21 protein-coding genes are annotated in these 22,483 nt (G+C 69.2%); 8 read left to right on the top strand and 13 right to left on the bottom strand.

The window, feature by feature from the left end:
- Positions 1 to 46 precede the first annotated feature (46 nt).
- Together AC6LKG_RS12430 and AC6LKG_RS12435 are read left to right on the top strand one after the other, a co-directional pair.
- The gene (locus tag AC6LKG_RS12430) at positions 47 to 868 is read left to right on the top strand and encodes a MetQ/NlpA family ABC transporter substrate-binding protein (protein ID WP_498164777.1); all 822 of its coding nucleotides are present in this window, start codon (positions 47 to 49) and stop codon (positions 866 to 868) included.
- 138 nt (positions 869 to 1,006) lie between these two features.
- Entirely contained in the window at positions 1,007 to 1,978 is a 972-nt protein-coding gene (locus AC6LKG_RS12435) for a sensor domain-containing diguanylate cyclase (protein ID WP_498164779.1), read from the top strand.
- Positions 1,979 to 1,985: 7 nt separating this feature from the next.
- Here the strand turns inward: AC6LKG_RS12435 and AC6LKG_RS12440 are convergent, their stop codons facing one another.
- Positions 1,986 to 3,128: an MFS transporter gene (locus tag AC6LKG_RS12440; RefSeq protein WP_498164780.1), complete on the bottom strand. Its 1,143-nt coding sequence runs from the start codon at positions 3,126 to 3,128 to the stop codon at positions 1,986 to 1,988.
- A 161-nt stretch (positions 3,129 to 3,289) separates the two neighbouring features.
- On the opposite strand from AC6LKG_RS12440, the gene AC6LKG_RS12445 reads away from it, so the two are divergent.
- A complete protein-coding gene (locus AC6LKG_RS12445) occupies positions 3,290 to 3,745 on the top strand; it encodes an Lrp/AsnC family transcriptional regulator (protein ID WP_498164781.1) in 456 nt (151 codons plus the stop codon).
- A gap of 33 nt (positions 3,746 to 3,778) precedes the next feature.
- Here the strand turns inward: AC6LKG_RS12445 and AC6LKG_RS12450 are convergent, their stop codons facing one another.
- The 8 genes from AC6LKG_RS12450 to AC6LKG_RS12485 all read right to left on the bottom strand — a co-directional run bounded on the left by AC6LKG_RS12450 (position 3,779) and on the right by AC6LKG_RS12485 (position 12,419).
- On the bottom strand, positions 3,779 to 4,942 hold the full coding sequence (locus tag AC6LKG_RS12450) for a metallophosphoesterase (protein ID WP_498164782.1): 1,164 nt from the start codon (positions 4,940 to 4,942) through the stop codon (positions 3,779 to 3,781).
- A 109-nt stretch (positions 4,943 to 5,051) separates the two neighbouring features.
- Complete coding sequence (locus tag AC6LKG_RS12455) at positions 5,052 to 6,269, bottom strand: alpha-hydroxy acid oxidase (protein WP_498164784.1); 1,218 nt, start codon at positions 6,267 to 6,269, stop codon at positions 5,052 to 5,054.
- 90 nt (positions 6,270 to 6,359) lie between these two features.
- Positions 6,360 to 7,226, bottom strand: a complete 867-nt coding sequence (gene asd / locus AC6LKG_RS12460) for an archaetidylserine decarboxylase (RefSeq protein WP_498164786.1) — start codon at positions 7,224 to 7,226, stop codon at positions 6,360 to 6,362.
- Between the two features lie 162 nt (positions 7,227 to 7,388).
- Entirely contained in the window at positions 7,389 to 9,023 is a 1,635-nt protein-coding gene (locus tag AC6LKG_RS12465; protein WP_498164788.1) for an ATP-binding cassette domain-containing protein, read from the bottom strand.
- Positions 9,024 to 9,241: 218 nt separating this feature from the next.
- The gene (locus AC6LKG_RS12470; RefSeq protein ID WP_498164789.1) at positions 9,242 to 10,126 is read right to left on the bottom strand and encodes an HpcH/HpaI aldolase/citrate lyase family protein; all 885 of its coding nucleotides are present in this window, start codon (positions 10,124 to 10,126) and stop codon (positions 9,242 to 9,244) included.
- Between the two features lie 10 nt (positions 10,127 to 10,136).
- Complete coding sequence (locus AC6LKG_RS12475; protein ID WP_498164791.1) at positions 10,137 to 10,856, bottom strand: response regulator transcription factor; 720 nt, start codon at positions 10,854 to 10,856, stop codon at positions 10,137 to 10,139.
- Between the two features lie 346 nt (positions 10,857 to 11,202).
- Positions 11,203 to 11,691, bottom strand: a complete 489-nt coding sequence (locus AC6LKG_RS12480; RefSeq protein ID WP_498164792.1) for a hypothetical protein — start codon at positions 11,689 to 11,691, stop codon at positions 11,203 to 11,205.
- A gap of 125 nt (positions 11,692 to 11,816) precedes the next feature.
- Complete coding sequence (locus tag AC6LKG_RS12485) at positions 11,817 to 12,419, bottom strand: GNAT family N-acetyltransferase (protein ID WP_498164794.1); 603 nt, start codon at positions 12,417 to 12,419, stop codon at positions 11,817 to 11,819.
- Positions 12,420 to 12,546: 127 nt separating this feature from the next.
- Here AC6LKG_RS12485 and AC6LKG_RS12490 point away from each other — a divergent pair, with 127 nt between their 5' ends.
- Positions 12,547 to 13,782 carry an NAD(P)/FAD-dependent oxidoreductase gene (locus tag AC6LKG_RS12490; RefSeq protein WP_498164796.1) on the top strand — a complete coding sequence of 412 codons (1,236 nt, stop codon included), beginning with the start codon at positions 12,547 to 12,549 and terminating at the stop codon, positions 13,780 to 13,782.
- Between the two features lie 13 nt (positions 13,783 to 13,795).
- On the opposite strand, the gene AC6LKG_RS12495 is transcribed toward AC6LKG_RS12490, so the two are convergent.
- Positions 13,796 to 14,923: a 3-deoxy-7-phosphoheptulonate synthase gene (locus AC6LKG_RS12495; protein WP_498164798.1), complete on the bottom strand. Its 1,128-nt coding sequence runs from the start codon at positions 14,921 to 14,923 to the stop codon at positions 13,796 to 13,798.
- 263 nt (positions 14,924 to 15,186) lie between these two features.
- Here AC6LKG_RS12495 and AC6LKG_RS12500 point away from each other — a divergent pair, with 263 nt between their 5' ends.
- Positions 15,187 to 16,413, top strand: a complete 1,227-nt coding sequence (locus AC6LKG_RS12500; protein WP_498164800.1) for an EAL domain-containing response regulator — start codon at positions 15,187 to 15,189, stop codon at positions 16,411 to 16,413.
- Positions 16,414 to 16,437: 24 nt separating this feature from the next.
- On the opposite strand, the gene AC6LKG_RS12505 is transcribed toward AC6LKG_RS12500, so the two are convergent.
- A complete protein-coding gene (locus AC6LKG_RS12505) occupies positions 16,438 to 18,081 on the bottom strand; it encodes a mucoidy inhibitor MuiA family protein (RefSeq protein WP_498164801.1) in 1,644 nt (547 codons plus the stop codon).
- A 191-nt stretch (positions 18,082 to 18,272) separates the two neighbouring features.
- On the bottom strand, positions 18,273 to 19,175 hold the full coding sequence (locus AC6LKG_RS12510; protein ID WP_498164803.1) for a LysR family transcriptional regulator: 903 nt from the start codon (positions 19,173 to 19,175) through the stop codon (positions 18,273 to 18,275).
- Between the two features lie 104 nt (positions 19,176 to 19,279).
- Between AC6LKG_RS12510 and AC6LKG_RS12515 the strand changes: the two genes are divergently transcribed.
- Positions 19,280 to 20,572 carry an MFS transporter gene (locus AC6LKG_RS12515; RefSeq protein ID WP_498164804.1) on the top strand — a complete coding sequence of 431 codons (1,293 nt, stop codon included), beginning with the start codon at positions 19,280 to 19,282 and terminating at the stop codon, positions 20,570 to 20,572.
- A 31-nt stretch (positions 20,573 to 20,603) separates the two neighbouring features.
- Positions 20,604 to 20,993 carry a VOC family protein gene (locus tag AC6LKG_RS12520; protein WP_498164805.1) on the top strand — a complete coding sequence of 130 codons (390 nt, stop codon included), beginning with the start codon at positions 20,604 to 20,606 and terminating at the stop codon, positions 20,991 to 20,993.
- A 79-nt stretch (positions 20,994 to 21,072) separates the two neighbouring features.
- On the opposite strand, the gene AC6LKG_RS12525 is transcribed toward AC6LKG_RS12520, so the two are convergent.
- On the bottom strand, positions 21,073 to 21,369 hold the full coding sequence (locus AC6LKG_RS12525; protein ID WP_498164807.1) for a flagellar transcriptional regulator FlhD: 297 nt from the start codon (positions 21,367 to 21,369) through the stop codon (positions 21,073 to 21,075).
- Between the two features lie 287 nt (positions 21,370 to 21,656).
- On the opposite strand from AC6LKG_RS12525, the gene AC6LKG_RS12530 reads away from it, so the two are divergent.
- On the top strand, positions 21,657 to 22,370 hold the full coding sequence (locus tag AC6LKG_RS12530; RefSeq protein ID WP_498164809.1) for a DUF2325 domain-containing protein: 714 nt from the start codon (positions 21,657 to 21,659) through the stop codon (positions 22,368 to 22,370).
- The last annotated feature ends 113 nt before the right edge of the window (positions 22,371 to 22,483 follow it).

Consider the following 22,483-nt stretch of genomic DNA (forward strand, 5'->3'; position numbering starts at 1 on the left):
GCTGCGGCACAATAGCCGCACCGTGCGTTTTCCACCGGATGATTCCATGTCTTTGCATTCCCTGTTCCTGACCCTGGCACGCGCCGCCGCCGTGACCGTCCTGGGCGTGGCCAGCGCCGCGCCGGCGCTGGCGGCCGACAAGCCGTTGCGCATCGGCCTGATCCCGAGCGTGGCCAACGCCGCCACCGAGCTGGCGGTGGCCGAGGCGCGCAAGGCCGGCCTGGAGGTCGAACTGGTGGAGTTCAACGACTGGGTGCTGCCCAACATCGCCGTGGCCGACGGTTCGGTTGACGCCAACTTCTTCCAGCACGAACCGTTCCTGCAACTGTTCAATGCCCGCCGCGGCACCCACCTGACGCCCATCGCCTACGGTTATTCCACCACCATCGGCCTGTTCTCCAAGAAACTCAAGAAGGGCGACCCCCTGCCGGAGGGCGCCACCATCGCGCTGCCCAATGATCCGGTCAATACCGGCCGCGCCTTGCTGCTGCTGCAATCGATCGGCCTGATCAAGCTCAAGCCGGGCGTGGCGCACCAGGCCACCCTCGAGGACGTGACCGACAATCCGAGGCGCCTGAAATTCGTGCAGATCGACGGGTCGCAATCGGCCCGCGTCTTCGATGACGTGACGGCATCGGTCACCTATACCACTTTCGCCAAGCAGGCCGGGCTGGACGAGAAGGATGGCCTGGCGTTCGACAATACCGATCCGGCCAATGTGCGCCGCTATGCCATCCGCTGGGTCACGCGGCCCGAGCAAGCGCAGGATCCGCGCTTGCTCAAGTTCATCTCGATCTATCAGCAATCGCCCGAGGTCAAGGCAAAACTGCGCAGCCTGTATGGCGACCTGATCACGTTCCCCTGGTAGCGCCGCCCCGGGCGGGAGGCGCGGCGAATTGACGTTTCTTGGCATTCGGGGCGCGGGCTTGAACGTATACTGGCCGCGCCTTACACGCCCCGGCCCGAGACACCGCCGGGCCGAGCCGTCTTTCCCGCCAGCCAGCCCATGCGATTCGCTTTCCCGAATGACGCCCTGATTGCCCCGCGGCCACCGGACGCCGAGCGCGATGGCGCCGGCCAGCCGGACCCCCGCGATGCCGAACTGGCTCATCTGCGGGCGGTGTTGGCGCAGTACCAGGCGCTGTTCCAGAATGCGCCGGTGCTGATCAACGCCTTCGACGAACGCGGCAAGTGCCTGCTCTGGAATGCGGCGTGCGAGCGCCGTTTCGGCTGGACCCGCGAAGAAATCAATCGGCACGCGGAGCCGCTGGCATTGTTCTATCCCGACCCCGCGATCCGCGCACGTGTCGTCGACAGCGTCGGACGCGCGCCGCATCCGTCGTTTCGCGAATGGCAACCGCTGGCGCGCGATGGCGAGCGCCTGTCGGTGCTGTGGTCCAACGTGCGCCTGCCCGACGGCAGCGTAGTCAACATCGGCATGGACATGACCGAGAGCCGGCGCAACGAGGCCGCCCTGGCGCGGCTGGCCAAGGTTGATGGCCTGACCGGATGCTGGACCCGCGCCGAGGTCCTGCAACGCATGAAGGGACTGCTGGATGCGTCCAAGCGCGGCGCCTGCCATACGGTGCTGATGCTCGACCTGGACTATTTCAAGCAGGTCAATGACCGCTACGGGCACCTGGGCGGCGACGCCGCGCTGCGCCACTTCTGCGACCAACTGCGCGCCTGCCTGCGCGAGGGCGATTCGGTGGGGCGCCTGGGCGGCGAGGAATTCGTGGTGTTGCTGGCGGATGCGGACAAGGACGTGGCGCTGGCCATCTGCGACCGCTTGCGGGCCAGCTTGCGCCAGCATCCCGCCCAGATCGACGGCCATGCGGTGATGCTGTCCGCCAGTGGCGGCATTACCCGCTTCCTGGAGACCGATGCCAGCATATCCGACGTGCTGCGGCGCGCCGACCAGGCGCTGTACCAGGCCAAGCGCGCCGGCCGCGATTGCGCGGTGGTGTTGCCGGGCTGATACGGTTTCAGGCGGCGGCGCGGCGTTCGGCGGCGCGGCGGCCATTCAGGCGCCAATGCAGCATTGACGCCGCCAGCGCCACGGCCGAGGCGGCTGCCAGGGCCAGGCTGTCGAAGCCCGCGTGGGTATAGAGCGTGCCGGCCACGGCCGTGCCGACGCTGGCGCCCAGATAGGTGGTGCAGGTGTTCAGGCCCAGCACCGCGCCACGCTCGTCGGGCCGGGCCCGCGACAGCAGCAGCACCAGCAGGTTCAGGCTCAATTGCGAGGCCCCGCCCCATAGCAGAGCGATCGCCAACACCGCCGCCAGCGCGTGCGCGGCGGGCAGCAGCGCCAGGTAGACCAGAGCGATGGCGGCCAGCGCCAACGGCAGGGCGCGGCGCGGACCCAGCCGCTCGATCAGCGGCGCGCCGGCCAGACCGGCCAGCAGGAAGCCGGCCCCATAGGCAAAGGCGATCAGTCCTACCTGGCCCGCCGACAGGCCCAGCAGAGTGCGCACATGGTCGGCCAGAAAGGCATAGACGCCATAGAAGGCCGACGAAAATGCCAGGCAGGCCAGCAGCAGCACGGGCACATCGCGGTAGGACAGCGGCGCCAGCAGGCGCGCCAGGCGGGGCGCGGGAGCGCTGGCGCCGCGACGCTCGGGCAGGCGCCGCAGGCCGGCCAGGGCCACCGCGGCGCACAGCGCCAGCGCGCCGTACGTGGCGCGCCAGCCGATGGCGTCCGAGATCAGCGCCGACAGCGGCACGCCGGCCACCAGCGACACCGACCAGCCCGAGATCACGCGGCCCAGGGCGCGGGTCTCCTGGCCGCGGGCCGCCACCAGCGAGGCCGCGCCGTAGGCGGCGGGCAGGAGGACGCCGGCGGCGGTGCCGGCCAGGGCCTGGGCCGCCGTCAGGATGATCCAGTGCGGCGCGGTGGCCGACAGCAGCAAGGCAGCGATCAACGCCGCCATCGCCGCCAGAAGCGAGCGGCGGATGCCCCAGCGGTCGATGCGCGCCGCCAGCAGGAAAGCGCTGGCCGCGGTCGCCGCGCCATACGCCGAAATGGCGGTGCTGACCGTGAGCGGAGTGGTGGCGAACGACCGGGCCACGTCGGACAGGATGGGGCTGAGGGCCAGGCCATTGGAGCCGACGACGCTGACGGCGAACATTAGGGCGCCAATGGCGGGGGGAAGGGGCTGGTGGCGCGATGGCGCGCCAACGGTATCGCGGTTCTGCATCGCCGGGATTCTATTGGAATAAAATAAGGGTTAATACCCATATTCTTTAATCCCGTAAAAGTTCGAATGCCGTTAGGCAGAACCAGATTCCGATGCCAGATCTCGACGACCGCGACCGAAAATTATTAACGCTGCTGGCGGACGACGCGTCGCAGAGCTATGCCGAACTTGGCAAGGTGCTGAACCTGTCGGCGCCTGCGGTACACGAGCGGGTCAAGCGCCTCAAGCGCGACGGGCTGATCAAGGGCATCGCCGCCAAGCTCGACGGCGCCCGCATCGGCCGCCCGCTGCTCGCCTTCGTGCATGTCGACACCAACAACTGGAGCATCACCCAGCAGGTTCTTGGGCTGGCCGAGCTCACCGAGGTCGAGGAAATCCACACCATCACCGGCAAAAGCGCCATGCTGCTCAAGGTGCGGGTGCGCGACACCCAGGCGCTCGAGGCGTTGCTGGCGCGCATCCACCAGATCGAGGGCATCACCAACACCACCAGCGACATCGCGCTGACCAGCTATCTGGAGCGCGGACCGCTGCCGCAAGCCGCCTGAGCGCCGCGTGGGCTTTGGCGGCGCAAGGCCGCCTCAAGGCGCCGGGCGTAACCGCAGACAGGTGATTTCCGACGGAGCGCCCAGGCGCTTGGGCGGCCCCCAGTAGCCCGTGCCGCGGCTGACATAGATCCACATCTGGCCCAGGCGATGCAGCCCGGCGGTGTACGGCTGCTGGAAGCGCACGAAAAAACCCCACGGAAAGAACTGTCCGCCGTGGGTGTGGCCCGATAGCTGCAGGGTATAGCCCAGCGGCGCGGCGGCGGCCGCGCTGCGCGGCTGGTGCGCCAGCAGGATGCGCACCGCCGCGTCGGCCGGCGCGCCGGCCAGGGCCGCGGCCGGATTGCTGCGTTGGCGCGGATCGAAGGCGCCGGCGCTGTAGTCCGTGACGCCGGCTACGACCAACGGCAGGCCGGCGGGGTGGATCACGGCGTGTTCGTTCATCAGCACCCGCAGGCCCAGCCGGCGGAATTCCGCCACCCAGGGCGCCGCGCCCGAATAGTATTCATGGTTGCCCGTCACCAGGTAGACCCCGAACGGCGCGCGCAACTGGCCCAGGGGCCTGGCCTGGGCCGCCAGTTGCTCGACGCTGCCGTCGACCACATCGCCCGTGATGGCGATCATGTCCGGCGCCTGGTCGTTGACGGCGTCGACGATGGCCTGGACGTAGCGCTGCTTGATGGTCGGGCCGACGTGGATGTCGCTGATCTGGGCGATGGTGAAGCCATCCAGGTCGGCCGGCAGGCCGCGCACCGGCACGTCCACCCTGACCACTCGGGCGCGGCGGCGGGCGTTGTAGAAGCCCACCAGCGTCGCCGCCAGCGCCAGCGCCGTTACCGCCAGCGCGCTGGCGCGCCGCAACGCGGGCCAGGGTGGCGCCAGGCCGGTGGCCAGGTCGACCAGCCACAGGGCCAGCAACAGCGCGTCGCGCAGCACCGTCAGCACGAACAGGGACGAGAACAGGCCCATGGCGACCAGGCCGACCCAGGCGATGCGGTCGCCCCAGGGCGGGTGCACCGACGAACGCGCCAGCATGCCCAGCGGAATCAGGATGCACGACAGAATCAGCAGCAGGATGGCGCCGGCGGCGCCGGGGCCGGCGAGTCCGGCGTCGGCGATCAGGCGGGCGCCGACATACACATGGGCCAGCGCGCCCAGGGTCAGGAAACGCAGGAAAAACGAGGATTGGCGTAGCGACACGGTCGACGGGGCGGGTGGGTGGCGCAAAGGCCGGCCCAACACAAGCGGAGGAACCGCCATTCTATGCCCTGCGGCCGCGGGCGGTGGCCGCGGTTCGCTGGCCGCGGTCTCAGGCGGGGGCCAGCAGGCTGGCGTCCAGTTCGCTCAGGCGGTTGATGCCCAGCATGGCCATGTTGCGATCGACCTCGGCGCGCAGCAAGCCGATGGCATGCGCCACGCCCGCCTGGCCGCCCACGGCGGCGGCGTAGTTGAACGGACGGCCCACGAACACGAAGCGAGCGCCCAACGCCAGCGCCTTGAGCACGTCGCCGCCGCGGCGCACGCCGCTATCCATCATGACCGGCATGGCGCCGGCCTCGGCCACCACGCCCGGCAGCGCGCGCAATGGCGAGATGGCGCCATCGAGCTGGCGGCCGCCGTGGTTCGAAACGATGATGCCGTCCGCGCCATGCTCGCGTGCCAGCCGCGCATCCTGCGGATGCAGGATGCCCTTGATGATGAGCGTGCCGCGCCATTGCGCGCGGATGCGGGCAACGTGCCGCCAGTTCAGGTGGTCGCGCGCGCTGAAATCACGCAGCACCGAGGCCGACACGATAGGCGCGCCACGCGTGGCGAACGAATTCTCGAAATGCGGCATGCCATGGGCCAGCAGCGTGCGCAGGAAGGTGCCGGCCAGCCAGCGCGGCCGCGCCAGGCCGTCCCACGCCAGCCGCAGGCTGGGCTTGAGCGGGGTGGAAAAGCCGGTGCGAACATTGTTCTCGCGATTGGCCGATACCGGGATGTCCACCGTCAGCACCAGGGTTTCGTAGCCGGCGCGCGCGGCGCGCGCCACCAGCGCGTCGATACGGTCCGGGTCGCCGGGCAGGTAGGCCTGGAACCAGGTGCCGGGCGCCGCGCGGATCACGTCTTCGAGCGCGATCAGCGCGGTGCCGCTGAGGATCGCCGGGATGCCCTGTTCGCGCGCGGCACGCGCCAGCACGATGTCGCCACGGTAGGCGGACAGCGCGCTGATACCCATCGGCGCGATGCCGAACGGCGCTTCGTAGCGGCGTCCGAACAGTTCGGTATGCTGGCTGCGGCGCGACACGTCGACCAGCACGCGCGGCTGGAAAGCATAATGGTTGAAAGCGTCGCGATTGGCGCGCAGGGATTGGTTGTCCTCGGCGGCGCCGGCGACGTAGCCGAAGATGGGGCGCGGCAGGCGCTTGCGCGCCGCGGCCTCGAAATCCTCCAGTGACAGCAGGCGCGCCAGGGCGCGCGAAGGACGTTCGGCGGAACGGGTGGCGGTGGCGCAGGGCGTGGCGGCGGGCAGGGGCGTGGCGGACATGGCGGCGGGAAGAAAAAAACGCCAATCTACCCAGGCCGCCCTATCGCATAAAGCGAATAAAACCGTACGGAGACATTCGCTTTGCGGAAACTAGGCCCGCGGCAACGCCAGCAATTCACCCATGCGCACCGGGCCGCGCACCGACGGCGTATCGGCCCAGCGGACCTTGTCCGGTCCAAACAGCACGATGGCGGTCGAGCCCAGCTTGAAGCGGCCCATCTCGGCGCCCTTGGCCAACTGCACCGGCGCGCGCGCCGCGTCGTCGTAGCGCACCGCCTTGACACGGCGCTTGTAGGGCGTGACCAGGCCGGCCCAGACGGTTTCGATCGAGGCGACGATCATGGCGCCCACCAGCACCAGCGCCATGGGGCCGTGCTCGGTGTCGAAAATGCAGACCACGCGTTCGTTGCGGGCGAACAGCCGCGGCACATTGCGCGCCGTCAGCGGATTGACCGAGAACAGCCGGCCGGGCACGTGGACCATTTCGCGCAGCGTGCCGGCCACCGGCATGTGGACGCGGTGGTAGTCCTTGGGCGACAGGTAGATGGTGGCGAATTCCCCCCCCTGGAATGGCGCGGCGCGTTCGGCGTCGCCGCCCAGCAGGTCGGTCAGGCCATAGCTGTGGCCCTTGGCCTGGAAGATGCGGCCATGCTCGATGGCGCCCATCTGGCTGATGGCGCCGTCGGCGGGACAGAGCACGCCGCCGGGCTCTTCGTCGAGCGGGCGAGCGTCCGGCTTGAGGGCGCGGGTGAAGAAATCGTTGAAGCAATCGTAGGCCAGCGCGTCTTCCTGCTCGGCTTCGCGCATGTCCACGCCATACTTGCGCACGAAGCGCGAGATCATCCAGTTCTTGACCGCGGGCTCCCGGCAGTCCGAGGCGTATCCGAAGAGACGCGACACCAGGTGATGCGGCGCCAGGTACTGGCTGGCGAGGAATAGTTGGTCTTTGATCGGCATCTAGGAGCGTTGAAAAAACGCGTCCCGCGTACAGCGGGACGTGGTTGGGGGTTGTCGCGCGCGGCCCCTTGCGCAGGGCCGGGCGTGCAATTCGCGGGATTGTAACGCGTTCGCCCGCGAATGGACCATGCCGTGCCTGGCCGGCGCGCGCCGCTCGCGCGCTCAGGCCGCGGCCTTGGCCGACAGCTTGGTCTTGTAGAGCCAGTCCTTGTAGTCGTCCAGGTCGCCGTCGAACGGGCTGAAGCGGCCGTCGGCCACGATGATGAACTGGTCGGTGGTGGCGCGCAGCAGGTGGCGGTCGTGCGACACCAGCACCAGCGTGCCTTCGAACTGCGCCAGCGCGGTGGTCAGCGCCTCGCGGGTTTCCAGGTCCAGGTGGTTGGTGGGCTCGTCCAGCAGCAGCAGGTTGGGGCGCTGCCAGACGATCAGCGCCAGCGCCAGGCGCGCTTTCTCGCCGCCGGAGAATGGCGCGATCGAACTGGTGGCCATGGCGCCGTTGAAATTGAAGCTGCCCAGGAAGTTGCGCAGTTCCTGCTCGCGCACCGTCGGCGCGATCCTGGTCATATGCCACAAGGGCGATTCGTCATGGCGCAGCATCTCGACCTGGTGCTGGGCGAAGTAGCCGATCGACAGGCCCTTGTTGAACTGCGTCTCGCCCGCCAGCGATTGCAGCTCGCCGGCGATGGTCTTGATGAAGGTCGACTTGCCGGCGCCATTGATGCCCAGCAGGCCCAGGCGCTGGCCTGCCTGCAGCGAGAAGTCGATGCCCGAGACGATGATCTTGTCGGACGTGGCGCCGCTGTCCTCGTCGGTGTTGCGGTAGCCGGCGCTGACCTTGTCCATCGTCAAGAGCGGATTGGGCGCGCGCAGCGGCTCGCGGAACTCGAACGAGAATTCGGCGGCGGCGCGCAGCGGCGCCACTTCTTCCATGCGCGCCAGCGCCTTGATGCGGCTCTGCGCCTGGCGCGCCTTGCTGGCCTGGGCCTTGAAGCGGTCGATGAACGACTGCAGGTGCGCGCGCTGGCGCATCTGCTTTTCCATCATGCCCTGTGCCAGTTCCAGCTGGGCGGCGCGCTGGCGCTCGAACGACGAGTAGTTGCCCGAGTAGCGCTTGAGCTTGCGCTCGTCGATGTGGACGATGACGTTGACCACGCCGTCCAGGAAGTCGCGGTCGTGCGAGATCACGATGAGCGTGCCCGGATAGCGCTTGAGCCAGTCTTCCAGCCAGATGATGGCGTCCAGGTCCAGGTGGTTGGTGGGTTCGTCCAGCAGCAGCAGGTCGGACGGGCACATCAGTGCCTGCGCCAGGTTCAGGCGCATGCGCCAGCCACCCGAGAAACTGGTCAGCGGCAACTGCATCTGCGCCTGCGTGAAGCCCAGGCCGGTCAGTAGTTGTTCGGCGCGCGAATGCACGGTGTAGGCGTCGGCGTCGGCCAGCGCGGCATAGATGTCGGCCATGCGCAGGCCGTTCTCGGCGCTCTCGGGCTCCGCTTCCAGCGTGGCCAGTTCGGCTTCGAGCTTGCGCAGCGTGACGTCGCCATCGATGGCGTATTCGATGGCGGGGCGGTCCAGGGCAGGCGTTTCCTGCGCCACGTAGGCCATGCGCCAACTGGCGGGGTAGTCCAGGTCGCCCTGGTCGGCGTGCAGCGTGCCGCGCAGCAGGCCGAACAGGCTCGACTTGCCGGCGCCGTTGGCGCCGATCAGGCCGATCTTGTCGCCGGGGTTCAGCAGCAGGTCGACCTTGTCGAACAGGGGCTTGACCCCGCGCATGAGTGAAACTTGTTGGAAGCGGATCATGAATCGTGTGGCTGGAGGGCGCGACCGGGGTGGTGTGGAACAAGCGCGGCAAGGCTCCCGCCACGGGCTGCGGCGTAAAAAAGAAGGAGCCATGGAGCGAACGCGCCGGCGGCGCGACAGGCGGGCCGCGCCAGGCGCGGCAGGCGCAGAGGGCGAACGCCCATCCGATCGCGGCCGCTATTGTAGCTGGCCGCGGGCGCTGGCGTCCGCGGCGCGGTTCAGCCCGTGGCCGCGCGCGCCGCGATGGCGTCGGCCAAGGCCAGCAGGCGTTCGGCTTCGCGCGCGTGCAGGTTCTCGACCAGCGCGCCGTCCACCACCGCCACGCCCTGGCCCGCGGCCTGGGCCGCGCGCCAGGCCTCGAGCCGCTTGCGCGCGCTGGTGAGCTCGGCCTCGGTGGGGGCGAAGGCGGCATTGGCGGCGGCGATCTGCTTCGGGTGGATCAGCGTCTTGCCATCGAAGCCTAGGTCGCGCCCCTGTTGGCAGGCGGTGGCCAGGCCGGCATCGTCGTCGAGTTCCAGGTGTACGCCGTCGAGCACCGCCAGGCCGTGGGCGCGCGCCGCCAGCACCGCCAGCGAGCGCGCCAGCAGCGTCTCGTGGCGCTCGGGCGTGTGGCGCGCGCGCAGGTCCTTGACCAGGTCGGAGGTGCCCACCACGATGGCCGCGAGCCGTGGATGGCCGCCGGCAATCGCGTCCAGCCGCAGAAAGCCCAATGGCGTTTCGGCCATGGCCCACAGTGGCAGCGCGGGCGGCGCGCCGGCCGCATCCAGGGCGCGCGCCAGCGCGTCGAGTTCGGCGGCCGATTGCACCTTGGGCAGCAGCACCGCGTCGGCGCCGGCCTGCGCGATCGCGCGCGCATCGTCCAGGCCCCACGGGGTGTCCAGCGCATTGATGCGCACCACGCACTCGCGCCGGCCATAGCCGCCAGCGCGCAGGGCCGCGGCCACCTGGTCGCGCGCCAGCGCCTTGGCGCCGGGCGCCACCGCGTCCTCGAGGTCTAGGATCAGCGTATCGGCATCGAGGCCGCGCGCCTTCTCGAGCGCGCGCGCATTGGCGCCCGGCATGTAGAGGACGGAACGGCGGGGGCGGATAACGGTCAGTGCCATGGCGAGGAACTCATTGCTTGCTATTGCCGACGACCTGCACCGGCATGGTGCAGACATAGCCGACGCCGTAAACGGTGCGGATGCCCATGTCGCCGCCGGCCTGCGCGCGCAGCTTGCGGCGCAGCCGGTGCATGTGGGCGTCCAGGCGATGGGTGTCGTAGGCCTCGGCGCTGGCGCCCAGCGCCTCGACCAGCCGGCCGCGCGAAAGCGGCAGCGGCGCTGCCTGGATCAGGGCGCCGATCAGGCGGCTTTCGGTATCGGTGATGTCGACATGGACGCGCTTGGGCGACACCAGCCGGCGGCGCGCGGGATCGAAGCGCCAGGTCTCGTTGGCCGGCGCCTCGGGGTCGGCCGCCGGCACGACGCGCAGGCGCCGCGACAGCGACACCAGGGTCGCGCCGAGTTCGGCCAGGTTGACGGGCTTGGTCAGGTAGTGGTCGGCGCCCAGGCTCAGTCCCGACACCTTGTCTTCGCTCAAGAGCCGGCCGGTGAGCATGATGATGCCCATCGACGGATACGTGGTGCGCAGGTGCGCGACCCGCGCCAGGCCGTCGCCGTCGGGCAGCATGGCGTCCAGCACCAGGATGCCGGGCGTGACGTTCAGCAGCAATTGATCCAGTTCGGATAGCGAGCCCGCCGTGAGGATGGCTTCGCCCAGGCCGAGGTCATGGATGAACTCGGCGATGGTGTCGCGCCAGTCGCCGTGATCGTCGACGATGATGATGGTCACGGCACCGGACGAGCAGGCGGTTGCGCGCGGGGCGCTCCAAAGGCAAACACGCTTTCCGCTCCTTTCATGCTACGGCTTCTTATGGGGTGGATGGGTCCGCCTGGCAGGGGCGCAGGGCCGGGACGCGCCAGCCAGTGAGATCCCCTCGAGGCGCTCCCGCGGGAGAATATCATTATCGCCGTTGCTGCGGCGCGCCATCGTGCCGGCGCGGTGTCTGGCTGGTCAAGAAATGATCAGCCCCTGCGGTGTCGCCGCGAAGGCCGGCCGGCCTGCGTCCGCCGGTTTCTTATCCACAGTTTCTGTGGATAAGAAAATCCTCCGGAAGTTGTACACCGCCCGGGCGCGATCAGGCGGCCAGATATTCCACCGGCACGCCGGGCGGCACCTTGCGCACGCGGTCGCGCTCGATGCGCGGTGGCGCGAAGCGTGTCTTGCGCGCCGCCGCGTTTTGCAGCAGCACCGACAGCACCGCGCCCTTGTCCTGGATCCATTGGGTTTTGCCGCGCAGCAATTTCATGGCGCTGTCGGCGGTGCCCAGCTTGTAGGACATGGCGTTGATCTGCACCGAATTCCTGCCGTCGAACGCGGACTGGTCCTGCTCGGTGATCGCCGCCGCGTCGAGGTTGCTGCTGTCGTGGTCGACGCGATAGATGAATTTGATGCCACTGAAAGGGTCCTGCACGACGACGAGCTTGTCCGAGCCCGAGACGTCCGAGAGCATGCCGATCACTGGCGATTCGACCAACTGATTGCCTCGTTGTTCTTCGGTGTAGATGAAGATGCTGGGACGGTTGTGCCCGACCGGTGCGGGCGGGGCGAGGGGAGAACGATCCATACCTGACTTGTAATGAGCGGGGCGCTCGGACGGCGAGCCTGCCCCGGGTACCGCATTAACGGCCTCCAGTTGCGGGAACTTGAGCGCCGGCCGTGATGAAAGACAAAGAACAACTCCGCGCGCCATCACGGCGCGCGGCGCAGGCGCGCCAGCAGGCGTGTCCGGGCGGCGGGCCAGTCCTCGTCGAGGATGGCGAAATAGGCCATGTCGCGGGGGCGTCCGGACTGCGCGATCAGGTGCTTGCGGAACACCCCTTCCTCGACGCCGCCAATGCGCAGGATGGCCTGGCGCGATTGCAGGTTGGTCGCCTCCGTCTTGAACACCACCCGCATGATACCAATTGTTTCAAAGGCGTGCTGCAATAAAAGATATTTGGCCTCGGTGTTGGCGCCGCTGCGCTGGCTGGCGGGGGTGAGCCAGGTGGCGCCGATCTCCAGGCGCTTGTGCGCCAGGGCGATATCCATGTAGCGGGTGGTGCCGATGACCTGGCCGTCGGCGCGCCGCAGGATGGCGAATGGCAGGCAGGTGCCGGCAGCCTGGCCGGCCAGCGCCCGCTCGACATAGCGGCGCATGTCGTCGGCATTGGCGACCGGCTCGGGTTGCAGCCGCCAGAGTTCGGGATGCAGGCCGACCTCGGCCAGGGGACCGGCGTGGGCGGCGGTCAAGGGCACCAGGCGCACGATCTCGCCATCCAGGGTGACGGGTTGCAGGGGGGCTGGTGCGGGCATGGTCAGGGCTCCTGGAATGGCATCGCGGCCGGGCGCGCGGCGGCTCGGGCCGGTAGCGGGCGCGGATCGATTCTACGCCCGCGCACGGACTTGCCGTGGCCGGGGGCGCAGGGGCAGAATGCACAGCATGAAAACAGACGTGGTGGTCCTGGGGGCGGGCATCATCGGCGTGAGCGCGGCGCTGCATCTGCAGGCGCGCGGACGCTCGGTGACCTTGTTCGACCGGCGCGGCCCGGGCGAGGAGACCAGCTACGGCAATGCCGGACTGATCGAACGCGCCAGCGTCATCCCCTACGCGTTTCCGCGCGACTGGCGCAGCCTGTTGCGCTATGCCGGCAACCGCCGGCCCGATGTGCGCTACGACCCGCGTTTCCTGCCCCGCATCGCGCCCTGGCTGGTGCGCTATTGGTGGCATTCGGCGCCGTCGCGGCTGGCGCGCGCGGCCGCCGCCATGCTGCCGTTGATCGAACGCAGCGTGGCCGAACACGACGCGCTCAAGGACGCGGCTGGCATCGACCATCTGTTCCGCCGCAATGGCTGGATCGACGGCATGCGCAGCCAGGCCAGCCTGGACCGCGCCGTGGCCGACGCGGCGGCATTGGCCGGCTACGGCCTGGACTACCAGGTGCTGGACCGTCCCGCGCTGGCGGCGCTGGAGCCGTCCCTGTCGCCCAGGCTGGCGGGCGCGATCCATTGGCGCGATCCCGTCAATGTGTCCGATCCGGGCGCGGTGGCGCGCGGCTACGCGGCCCTGTTCCGGCGGCGTGGCGGCATGCTGGCGCGCGGCGACGCGCGCAGCCTCGAAGCGGTGGCCGGCGGCTGGCGCGTGCGTGGCGTGACCGGGCCGCTGGAGGCGCGCGAGGTGGTGGTGGCGCTGGGGCCGTGGTCGCCCGACGTGTTGCGGCCGCTGGGCTACCGGATTCCGATGGCGGTCAAGCGCGGCTACCACCAGCACTTCGCGCTGGCCGATGGCGCCGCGCTGTCACGGCCGGTGGCCGATATCGACAGCGGCTTCGTGATGTCGCCGATGACACTGGGCCTGCGGCTGACCACGGGGGCCGAGTTCGCGCCGCGCGATGCGCCGCCGTCGCCGGTGCAGGTCGCGCGCACGCGCGCGCTCGCCCAGCAACTGCTGCCGTTGGGCAAGGCGGTCGAGCAGACTCCATGGATGGGATGCCGGCCCTGCCTGCCGGACATGCGCCCGGTGATCGGTCCGGCGCCGCGTCATCCGGGGCTGTGGCTGGCCTTCGGCCATGCGCATCACGGCTTTACGCTGGGGCCGGTGACAGGCAAGCTGCTGGCCTGCCTGGTGACCGGGGAATCGCCCGACATGGATCCGGCGCCGTATGCGCTGAACCGCTAGGGCCGCGGCCGCGTCAGGCGCGGGCCTTGGCGCGGCGTTCACGCACCGCCTGCGCCAGCATGTCGAGCACCGGCAGGGTCTGGGTCCAGCCCAGGCAGGCGTCGGTAATGGAGACGCCAGGGCGCAGCGGCTGTCCCGGCTTGAGGTCCTGGCGGCCTTCCTCCAGGTGGCTCTCGATCATCACGCCGGTGATGCGGGTGTCGCCCTGAGCCAGTTGAGCGGCGATGTCGCGCGCCACGTCGACCTGGCGCAGGTGCGACTTGTTGGAATTGGCGTGCGAGCAATCGATCATGACCTGTTCGCGCTGGCCGGCCGCGCGCAATACGGCACAGCTTGCGTCGACGCTGGCGGCGTCGTAGTTGGGGCCTTGCTTGCCGCCGCGCAGGATCACATGGGTGTCGACATTGCCGCGGGTTTCGAAGATGGCGGCCATGCCCATCTTGGTCATGCCCATGAAGGCGTGCCTGGCGCTGGCGGCGACGATGGCGTCGGCCGCGATCTGCACGCCGCCATCGGTGCCGTTCTTGAAGCCCAGCGGGCAGCTCAGGCCCGAACTGAGCTGCCGATGGCTGGGGCTTTCGGTGGTGCGCGCGCCGATGGCGCCCCAGGCGATCAGGTCGGCGATGTACTGCGGGCTGAGCAGGTCGAGGAATTCGGTGGCGATCGGCAGGCCCAGGCCGCTGATGTCCAGCAGCAGTTCGCGGGCGCGGCGCAGGCCCTCGTTGATGCGGAAGCTGCCGTCCAGGCGCGGGTCGTTGATGTAGCCTTTCCAGCCCACGGTGGTGCGCGGCTTCTCGAAGTACACGCGCATCACGATCAGCAGGTCGTCGCGGTGCCGGTCAGCGGCAACGCGCAACTGGCGCGCGTATTCCATGGCCTGCCCGTGGTCGTGGATGGAGCAGGGGCCCACCACCAGCACCAGCCGGTCGTCACGGCCGTGCAGCACGTCGGCGATGCGGGCGCGGCTGTCCTCGACCAGCGTCTGGATCTCGGCCGAGACGGGCAGTTCGTCCTGCAGCAGGGCGGGCGAAATCAGGGGGCGCACCGCGCTGATGCGGGTATCGTCCGTGCGGGTGTTGTCCTGGGTGGCGTCGGCCGCGCCGACCTCGCGGTCGTGCAGGGGATCGTCAATGCGGGTCAAGGGAAGCTCCGTGCCGTAGATGCGGGGAAAGAGCGGCATTATCGCACCCGCGGGCGTCGTCCGTCTGGGCTACGTCCCCCTATCGTCTCCCCCAATTGGCGCCCGCATCGCCGTAATCGGTCCTAGGGCTTCGTCGCCGCGCCACACCCGGCGAAGATGCCTTAGCATTGATGAAACGCGATCCCGCGATCGCGTCCGGCCCGGCGGCCTGTCACCGGCGCCGCCAGCCTGTTCGAATGCCGACACATCCGAGGACTCGCGCGATGCCCAAAACCGACGCCCGCGGCGCCATCCGCAGGATCCTGCTGGTCGAGGACCACCCGGTGGAGCGGGCCTACCTTCAGAACATGCTGCTGGCACTGGGATTGCGGCGCGTTGCGGGCGTGGGCAGCAGCGTCGAGGCCATTGCCGCGCTGGCACGGCAGAGCTACGACGTGGTGGTGAGCGATATCGCCATGGGCGAGGGCGATGGCACCCGCCTGCCCAATGAACTGCGGCAATTGGTCGACAGCGGGCGGCTCAAGCACATGCCACCCATCATCTGGATCAGCAGCCTGGCAGACGAATTGCTGCAATCGCATGTGCGGTTGGCCTTGCAGGCGGGCTGCCCGTCGTCGCAGGCGCTGGCCAAGCCGGTGTCGCGCGCCAGCATGCAGCATGCCATCAAGACCGCGCTGCACAGCCTGGATGACGATACCCGTTCGCCGCAGCGGATCTCGGTGCGGCGCGACCTGATCGAGGCCGAGTTGGGCCAGGCCCTGGTTTCCGGCGAAGGCATGCGGGTCGTGCTGCAACCGCAGGTCGACCTGGACAGCGGCCGCGCGATCGCGGCCGAGGCCTTGTCGCGCTGGGATCATCCGACGCTGGGCGCCATTGCCGCCGCCGATTTCGTGCCGGCCGCGCACCGGCTGGGCCTGGACCGGACCCTGTTCAACAGCGTCGCCGATTGCGTGGTCGAGGTGCTGGTGGCGATGCATGCCGAAGGCATCGCGGTGCCGATCGCGATCAATGCCTCGGCCTCGACGCTGTGCGCGCCCGACCTGCCGGGCGCCCTGGAGCAACGGGTGGCGCGCGCCGGCCTGCCGGCGCGCCTGGTCAAGATCGAACTGACCGAGGACGAACCGGTCGCCGATTGGCTGGCCCTGTCGTCGGCGCTGAATCTGCTGCGGGTGCGCGGCTTCGAACTGGCCATGGACGATTTCGGCGCGGGCATCGCCTCGATGCGGCTGTTTTCCGCCATGCCGTTCACCGAACTGAAGATCGACCGCGACTTCATCGTGCACATGCACCGCGAACCGGCGTCCCGCGCGGTGGTGGCGGCGGCCATCGAAATGGGACGGGCGCTGGGTCGCCGGGTGGTGGCCGAAGGGGTCGAGCAGGAGCGCGATATCCAGTTGCTGCGCGAACTCGGTTGCAAGGTGGCCCAGGGCTACGGCATCTCGGTGCCGCTGTCGCCGGACGATTTCATCGAATTCTGCCGCCGGCAGTGAAGGCCGCCGGCGGCGCCAAGGCGGTCAGAGTCCAGTCACGTCAAGGTTGCCCGGATAGTCGATCGAGAACTTCAACACGGTATCGCGCGACTTGCCCGGTTCCATGTCCCAGTTCCAGACCAGCACGCCATCGTCCTCGCGCTTGATGTCGCGTTCGGCCGGCGACAGCAGCTTGACCTCGATCTTCTCGTTGCGCGAAAGGGGCAGCCGGTCCTTGAACGTGATTTGTTCCTTGGTGCTCTTGTTGTTCGTGACGGTGATCTTGTATTCGTAGGTCACGCGCTTGCCGCTGCCGGAAAAGCCCGTGCTTTCGGTGAAGCGATTGATCAGTTGGCGCTTGATCGCGATGCCGTCGTCGGCGCCCAGCGCCAGTTCGAGTTTCTCGCCGGGCATCACGGTTTTCATCGACGAGGCCGCGACGAAGGCGTCGTTCAGAAAGGTATTGAGCGAGCCGGCCAGGAACGGATAGTCGGTACTGTTGCTGGCCAGGGCCGTGAGGAACGCCGCCTCGCGCAGCGCCGGGGTGGACTGGTATTGCAGCGTGGCCGGCAGCTTGGCGCTGGTGATGGCGACGCGCTGCGCGCTATTGTCCGAAGGCAGCGTGGCGGGCGAGCGGATCTGGAACGAGGCGCTGGTTGTCTCGGCCTGCACCGAGGCAGTCGCTACCTCGGCGTTTTCCAGCGGGGATGCCGTTTCGTCCGCCGCCATTTCGGCGCTGGCCTTGGCACTCATGCGCGCGCGCGCATCGCCGCGCGCCAGCGGAGAGGGCGCGGCGGCCGGCATCGGCAGGGGAGGCCTGGGAGCCGCCACGTCAACGATCCAGGGCGTCAACTCGGGCGCTCCGCCGCCCAGCGCCGGCCGCGCGGTCGACAGGGTGAGCCTGACGTTGTTCCAGTCCTCGCCGGTGTTCTGGCGGATGACGCCAAAGTAGCCCAGGTCGATGCTGCGGTCGGCCGGGCGCAGCCGCGCATCGTACGAAGGCGTCCAGCGCGCGCCCGGCACCGCGTACGACACGTTCAGGTCGAGCTTGCCGGCGCGCGCCAGGTTGACGCGCAGCGTGACGGTCTTGGTGCGGCGATTGAGCTGGCCCTGCAAGCGGCCCAGTTCGCTTTGCGCGGCATCCAACTGACGCGCCAGCGCTTCACGCTGCTCGGCCACCTGCCGCAGGCCGGCCAGGGCGCGGGTCAGCGTATCGGCGCTGAGCGCCTGGATCGCCTTCAGTTCATCGAGCGTGGGGCGCGGGCCATCCTTGGCCGGCTCGGTGGCGCCACGCTGCATCATCGCCACCAGTTCGCGCTGGTTGTCCAGCACCGCGGCCTCGTCGTCCAACGCCGCCTGCTGGCCGGTCAGCTTGCGGATCTGTTCTTCCAGTTGTCTGACGCGCTCGTTGGCGGTGTCGGCCTGGAACGCATCGCGCACCCGCACGTCCAGCAGGGTCGCCTGTCCGGAGCTTTTGGCCGACACCTGCAACGAGTTGTCCTGCAGGCCCGCGGGCAGTTTTTCCAGCACCAGCTCGTGCTCGCCGGCCGACAGATCGCTGCTGGCGCTGCGGGTGACGACGGCGCGGTCCTGGTAGACCGTCACGGCGCCGATGGAGGACGCCAGGGCAGCCGCCGCGGCCAGACCGGGAAGCGTGGCAAGCGCCACAGCCAGGATAGTACGTTGCACGTGAACACCTTTAGGCAGATTGCGCCGGCCGGGCCCATTGCGGGGCGGCTGAGGCGAGTGCGCGACAATTTACAGGGGCTGGCCCGCGCCGGGTTTACAGAAGATGACAAACGCGACAGGCCGATACCGCGCGGGTTCCACGCGGCAATGCGGACGGCGCGCGAGGGGCGCCCGCATTGCCGGCTGGCGCATCACGCCAGCGGCTCCGGATGCGCCAGCCGGCGCAGCATGTCTACCGCGTTGCGCGCCGCAATCGAGCGGTCGTGGCGGCGGTAGGCCATGTCCAGCAAGGCATGTGGCGCATCGCCCTTTATCGGGCGGTATTCGATGCCCTGCGCGCCCATGTGGCGCATCGCCGCCGGCACGATCGAGATGCCGACCCCCGCCGCCACCAGGCTGACGATCGATGCCATTTGCGGCGCTTCCTGGATCACGCGCGGGGCAAAGCCGGCGCGCAGGCAGGCGCCCTGGATGGCGTCGTACAGGCCGGCGCCGATCGGGCGCGGATAGAGCACGAAGTCCTCGTCGGCGAGCGCGGCGATGGGCACGCTGCGTCTGCGGCTGAGGGGATGGTCCGGGGGCAGGGCGATCAGCATCGGTTCGTCCAGCACGCGCTCGGATTCGAATTCCGGATCGAGCACATAGGGCGGACGCACGAAAGCCACGTCCACGGCGTTCTCGCGCAAGCCACGCAGCAGGCTGATGGTATTGCTTTCGGCGAGGCTGATGCGCACGTCCGGATAGCGGTCGCGGAACGCGCGGATGGCTCGCGGCAGGTACGGGTGGAATACCGCCGACGCAGTGAAACCCACGGTGATGGCGCCGCGTTCGCCGCGTCCCAGGCGGCGCGCGGTGTCGATGGCCCGGTCCGCGCTGGCCAGGATGGCGCGGGCGTCTTCCAGGAACTGGGCGCCGGCCTCGGTCAGCTCGACGCCGCGCGGCAGGCGCAGGAACAGCGGGGTGCCGATCTCGCGTTCCAACTGCTGGATCTGCTGGCTCAATGGCGGCTGGCCGATGCCCAGCCGGGCGGCGGCGCGGGTGAAGTGCAGCTCATCGGCGACCACCGTGAAATAGCGCAGGTGTCTGAGTTCCATCGTTATTAAATATGGCGAGTACTAGTTTCATATATTGGACATATGCAGGGGGAAAGTCTACCTTGATCGCACGGGTCCTTGCCCGGTGCTTTTCGAGATTCCCGATGTCCAGCCCCTCCGTCCTTGCCCCATCCACAGCCGGCGCCACCGCGCCGGTGCCTCCGACCGGCTATCTGGCGCGCGGCACGCCGGCATTGCGGCGCGCCCAATGGGCCCTGTTCGCGGCCGGGTTTTCCACGTTTTCGCTGCTCTACTGCGTGCAGCCGCTGATGCCGCTGTTCACGCATGGCTTCGGGGTGTCGCCGGCCCAGAGCAGTCTGGTGCTGTCGCTGTGCACCGGGCTGCTGGCCGTGGCGATCTTCCTGGTGGGCCTGTTTTCGCAGGCGCTGCCGCGCAAGCGCGTCATGGCGTTGTCGCTGTTCGCCTCGGCGGTGCTGGGCACGGCGGCGGCGGTGGCGCCCGACTGGCACAGCCTGCTGCTGCTGCGGGCGTTGCAGGGCCTGGCGATGGGGGGCGTGCCGGCGGTGGCCATGGCCTACCTGGCCGAAGAGGTCGAGCCCGACACCCTTGGCTTCGCCATGGGCCTGTACATCAGCGGCAGCGCCTTCGGCGGCTTGTCGGGGCGGGTGATCACCGGACTGGTGTCGGATCACTTCGGCTGGCGCGCGGCCCTGGGCACGCTGGGCCTGCTGGGCATCGCCGCGGCCGTGCTGTTCGTGTGGCTGCTGCCGGCCTCGCGCCGCTTCGCGCCACAACGCGCGCGCGGCTGGGCCGGCGTCGCCGGCGATGTGCGCGCGGGTATCGGCGCGCATCTGCGCAATGGTCCCCTGTGCGGCCTGTTCGCCCTGGGCGGCTTGCTGATGGGGGCCTTCGTCACGGTCTACAACTATGTCGGCTTCCGCCTGCTGGCGCCGCCGTTCTCGCTGAGCCAGACCTTTATCGGCTTCATTTTCGTGGTGTACCTGGTGGGCATCTTTGCCTCCACGTATTGCGGCCGCCTGGCCGATCGCCACGGACGCGGCGCGATGCTGGCGGCCGGCACCGCCCTGGCGCTGGCCGGCCTGCTGCTGACGCTGTCGGACAGCCTGCCCGTGCTGATCGCCGGCATCGTGGTGTTCACCTTCGGTTTCTTCGCGGCGCACGCGGTGGCCAGCGGCTGGGTCGGGCAGATGGCGCGGGGCTACAAGGCGTTGGCGGCCTCGCTGTACCTGCTGGTGTATTACGTCGGCTCCAGCGTGCTGGGATCGCTGGGCGGCCGGTTCTGGACCGACGCGGGCTGGCCCGGCGTGGCGGCCATGACCGGCAGCCTGCTGGCGCTGGCGCTGGCCATCAGCGCCGCGCTGTTCTGGCGCAGTGCGCGCCTGCAGGCAGCCACGGTGGAGCGGGGCGCGTCATAATCGGACAGGTAAACCACCGGAGGGGCCGTTCATGTTTTCGCATGTTTGCCTGGGTGTGGGTGATTTCGAGCGCGCCCATGCCTTCTATTCCGCACTGGCGGACGCGCTGGGCCTGGAGCCGCGCTTTCTCGAACCCGAAAAACCCTGGGCGGGCTGGCAGCCAGCGGGTGGCGGGCGGCCGCTGCTGGTGATTGGCGCGCCCCACGACGGCAACCCGGCCACGGCGGGAAACGGCCAGATGACGGCGTTCCTGGCGCGGGATCGCGCCACCGTGGATCGCTGCCATGCCCTGGCGCTGGCGCACGGCGCCTGCTGCGAAGGTCCGCCGGGATTGCGCCCGCACTACCATGCCAACTACTACGGCGCCTACTTCCGCGATCCCGACGGCAACAAACTGTGCGTAGTCTGCCACGCGCCCTGACGCGCCCGGGCGTCGTGCGCGCCGGCGCGCAAGCCGGCTGCCAGGATCTGCCCGAGGCGCCTTTGGGGGCGAACGACTCCTAGGTCAGGGTACGCAGCGGCGTTGCCTCGCTCGCCAGGGCCTCGTCCATGCCCTGGCTGAGCGTCGCCAGCAGCAGGGGCGGCTCGAGGGACAACTGGGCCAGCACCACGCTGCATCGGGACAGGCGGGTCAGGTTGTCGAGATCCTGCCGGGCCAGCCATTCGCAGGCCCGGGCCGAAACCTGCACGCCAGCCAATGCCGACGGATTGCCGCTGCGAGCCATCCGCGGCAACAACAGCAGATACATGAGATTGGTTTCGTGGATATCGCGCAGAAGTTCGGTGGATTGCGGCATGGGGCGCCCCTCACTTCATTGGATCGCGGCCTGGCGGGCGCCGGGCCGGGAACAGGCATGGCGCGCGCGTCCTGGAAGGGCGCCTGGTCAAGCCGCCGAGGCTTGCGTGCCGGTATTGTTTGTCGATCATATTTAAGCGACCCCAGGCCCGTCAGTAATGGATTTCCCGGGGCGGAGACGGCATCTGTTCATATCGTTAAACAGACGCATTCTCATTTATAATGCCTCGCATGTCGAACGACGGCTGCATCACGCATCGCCGTGTTCCGCCACCCGAGAGGCCCAAGATGACCCTTGCATTCCAGGCGCCCAATTCGCTGCATCGCGAGCACGCGGCATTGCTGGCCGCCTACGGCCAGGCCCAGGCGCGCTGCAGCCGCCTGCTGAGCGCGCAGGCGCAGCGCATCCAGCATCTCGAAGCCGAGGTCTTCAAATTGCGCGCCGCGGTGATCCAGCGTGATACCGCCCTGGCCTGGGCGCGGCAGGATCGCGCCGCGCTCGAGGGCACGATTCCCGGGCTTCCCCGCCGTGTCGCGCTGGCGCGGCGCGTGAGCCAGTTGGTGGAGCGGGTGCAGGGGCTGATGCGCGAGCGCCTGGCCTGGCAGGACCGCGCCGCCCAGGCGCGCGAGCATCCGCTCGATCACGCGGCCGAGCCGCCGGTGCCCCCCGCCGTCATCGCCGCGGCCACGCTGCGCGAAAAGTCGGTGCTCTGCGTGGGCGAGGACGCCATGGCCCTGATGTTGACCCGCAAGGTGGTGGAAATGGCCGGCGGACGCTACCTCGGCCATTGCGGCGGCGAAGGCAGCGACGGCGACACGCTCGAAGCCAGCCTGGTGGCGGCCGACCTGGTCATCTGCCAGACCGGCTGCGTCAGCCATGGCGCCTACTGGCGCGTCAAGGACCACTGCACCCGCACCGGCAAGCAGTGCGTGCTGGTCGACAAGCCCGAGGCGCTGACGGCGCTGGGGCTGGCGCGCGAAAGCGCCGAATTGCCGCGCTGACCGGCCGCCGGCGCCGCAGGCCGGCGAGCCGGCCCGGCGGGGCCGCCAGCAGGGCACGGGCCTGGCGGCTGGCGGCAAGGTGTAATGCCGCGTTACCGAGCGTTGCGGCTGTC

This window comes from Achromobacter sp. 46006 (assembly GCF_059761975.1).